Genomic DNA, 3,311 nt, shown 5'->3' with positions numbered 1-3,311 from the left:
GACCTGCTGGTCAACAATGCCGGGGTGCCGGGGCCGTTCGGGCCGATCTGGAAAGTCGATCCCGAGGCCTGGTGGAACGCACAAAGGATCCATATCCGCGCGCCGATGCTGTTCCTGCACCGCGTGCTGCCGGGCATGGTCGAGCGCAATCGGGGCAGGGTGATCTGCGTTTCGGCGCTGGCCAGCCGGATGGTCGCGCCCAATCTCTCGGCCTATTGCACCGGCAAGATCGCGCAGAACCGGATCGTCGCCGAGGCGGCGGCGGAACTCGCCGGTACGAAGGTCGCGGTGTTCGCCATCGATCCCGGCTTTGCAGCCACCCAGCTCGCCCGCGACACTGCCGCCGATCCCGATGCGCAGAAATACTTCACCCCGCTGGTTGAGCGGATCAACAACCACCCGCATGCATTCGGGACCGACCCCGACCTTGCCCGCTGTGCCCAGCGTTGCCTCGATCTCGCCTCGGGCAGATACGACGCGCTGAGCGGCAATTATTACGAATTGCCCGACGATCTCGACGACGAACTCGCCAAACTGGAGAAAGCCGAATGAGCCTCGAAGCCCGCCTGGAAGCCGCCGAAGCCGCCATCGCCGAACTGCGCCACGAGCTTGCCGTGCAGCAGGATATCGAGGCGATCCGCAAGCTCCAGATTTCCTACTGCTATTACATGGACAAAGGCCTCTACGACGAAGCAGTGGAATGCTTCGCGCGGGACGGCGAACTGCACTTCATGGGCGGGATCTGGCGCGGGCACGAGTCGCTCAGGCGGCTCTATTGCGGGCGGCTGAGGAACAGCTTCACGCACGGGATCAACGGCCCGGCCTATGGCATGATGTGCGAGCATTGGCCTTCGCAGGACGTGATTACCGTCTCGGACGACCGCCAGACCGCCAAGGGCCGCTGGCGCTGCACCCTGATGGGTGCCCAGCATGACAGCAAGAAGGACGGCAATCCCCGTCTCCCGCGCCAATGGTGGGAGCACGGCATGTACGAAAACGACTATGTGCTGGAAGACGGGGTGTGGAAGCTCGCCTGCCACAATTATCGCCTGTTCACCCAGGTCGATTACGAGATGGGTTGGGCCGCCGCCAAACCGATCCCGTCGCCTTTCCTTACCGCCACCTATCCCGAGGATCCCAACGGCCCCGACGAAATCACCGGCGATCCGCATCCGAGCTGGCCGGAAACCAAATTGGTCCCGTTCCACTATGCCCACCCGGTGACGGGCAAGCCGGTAGTGCCGGAGAACGCCTGACACGGTTCATCTCCCGCAGGGGGCATTTCGACGGGTTCGGTCAGGCATGACAAGCTCCAAACTTGCGTCATCGGCGAAGAAAAACGATATGTTATAACATTAGCGCAATTCCTTCCTAATGAGACCCTCACACGTGAATTCCCTCAAATTGCTCCTGGCGGCCCCGGCGGCCCTCGCGCCGCTCCAGCCTTTGCTTGCCCAGGATGACTCCCACGAACATCCGGGCGACGACTTTCATGACGAGATCGTGGTCAGCGCTCCGGGCTTGGAGCGACTCGATCTCCTTGCCGGCACGTCGGTGCTCGACGGCGTCGATTTGCAGCGCAACCAGGCCGGTGCGCTTGGCGAAGTGCTGGCCAAGATACCCGGCGTTTCGGCAACCAGCTTTTCACCCGGAGCTTCGCGTCCGGTACTGCGCGGATTTTCCGGCGAGCGCGTGCGCGTGCTCGAGGACGGGATAGGCTCGCTCGATGCGTCGAGCAGTTCGGCCGACCATGCGGTGAGTATCGATCCGCTGCTGACCGACCGGATCGAAGTGCTGCGCGGCCCGGCCGTATTGCTCTATGGCAGCCAGGCAATCGGCGGTGCGGTCAATGTCGTCGGCAAGCGAATTCCCCCACGCGTGCCCGACGAGCCGGTGCATCTCGATGCGATGGCTGCGTTCGACACTGCCTATGATCGGCGAGAACTGGGGGCGTCGGTCGATGTCCCGCTCGGCGAAAGCGTCGCCTTTCATGTCGACGGATCGTGGCGCAAGACTGGCGATGCCGAGATTGCAGGCTTTGCCGCCTCGCCCTTGCTGCGCGCCGAACTGCTCGCACTCGCCGAAGAGGAAGAGGAAGAAGGCCATCTCGAAGAGGCCGAAGAGCTTCGCGAAGGCGCCGAGACGATGGATGTCCTGCCAAATAGCTGGACCGAGACGACCAGCCTCGGCACCGGCATCGCGTTCTTTTCCGGCGACAGCAATCTCGGGCTGTCCTTCGGATATTACGACACTTCCTACGGCATTCCCGGCCTGCCGGGCGTGGGCCATGTCCATGGCGAAGAAGAAGGCGAACACGAGGAAGAAGAGCTCGAAGGCGAAGAAGCGCATGGCGACGAGCCAGTCTCGATCGGGATGACAAAATACCGGGTCGACCTGCGCGGCGCGCTCGACCTGGGAGACGGCTTCTTCGACCTGCTGCAGACCCGCTGGGGCTACAGCGATTACACCCATACCGAATTCGAAGGCGATGAAACCGGTACGATCTTCGACGTTTCGGGAGTCGAGGGCCGGCTCGAACTGGTCCAGTCGCGGCGCGGCGGGTGGAGCGGCTCCGTCGGGGCGCAATATACCCACCAGGATTTCGAGGCGATCGGGGCCGAGGCGTTCATCCCTCCCAATACCACCGAACAATTTGCGCTGTTCGCGTTGCAGGAAATCGCATTCGATCCGATCAAGCTGCAATTCGGCGGCCGCTACGAGCAGACGGACGTTGCAACCGATACGCCGGGCCGGTCGCGCTCGTTCGGCACATTTTCGGGCGCGCTGGGTGCGTCCTACGCGCTCGCCGACAGTCTCGACCTCGGCGTCAACCTGTCACGGGCCGAGCGCGCTCCTTCGGCGCAGGAACTGTTCGCCGACGGACCGCATGTCGCGACCCAGCAATACGAGGTCGGCAATTCGCTGCTCGGAATCGAGGCGTCGTGGGGCGCGGAAGCCTATCTGCGCGGCGAGCTCGGGCCGGCCCGCGTGAGCTTCAGCGTCTACCGCAACTGGTTCGACGGCTTCATCTTTCTCTCCGCTTCCGGCGCGGAGGAAGACGGATTGCCGGTGTTCGAGTTCCTCCAGCAGGATGCGAACCATTTCGGGATCGAAGGCGAAATCAGTGTGCCGATTTATCGCGCCGACGATTTCACCATTATTGCCGATCTGCGCGGCGACTATATCAGGGCAACGCTGGCCGACGGCACGCCGGTCCCGCGGATCCCGCCGCTCTCGCTGCTCGGCGCGCTGGAGCTCCGGGCCGGCCATTTCGATGCCCGCGCGGAAGTCCAGTGGTTCGATGAACAGAC

3 protein-coding genes are annotated in these 3,311 nt (G+C 63.4%); all 3 read left to right on the top strand.

Annotated features, from left to right (window positions below; all coding sequences use genetic code 11):
• The coding region (locus AC16XC_RS10510) for an SDR family NAD(P)-dependent oxidoreductase (protein WP_484034609.1) at positions 1-552 on the top strand (552 nt) is incomplete at its 5' end.
• Positions 549-1,256: a nuclear transport factor 2 family protein gene (locus tag AC16XC_RS10505; protein WP_484034608.1), complete on the top strand. Its 708-nt coding sequence runs from the start codon at positions 549-551 to the stop codon at positions 1,254-1,256. The genes AC16XC_RS10510 and AC16XC_RS10505, both read left to right, overlap by 4 nt.
• A gap of 133 nt (positions 1,257-1,389) precedes the next feature.
• Positions 1,390-3,311: TonB-dependent receptor (locus AC16XC_RS10500; RefSeq protein ID WP_484034607.1), on the top strand; the 1,922-nt coding region annotated here is incomplete at its 3' end.

It is taken from the genome of Candidatus Andeanibacterium sp. (assembly GCF_057143545.1).
This window is presented reverse-complemented; position numbering and strand designations above follow the sequence as displayed.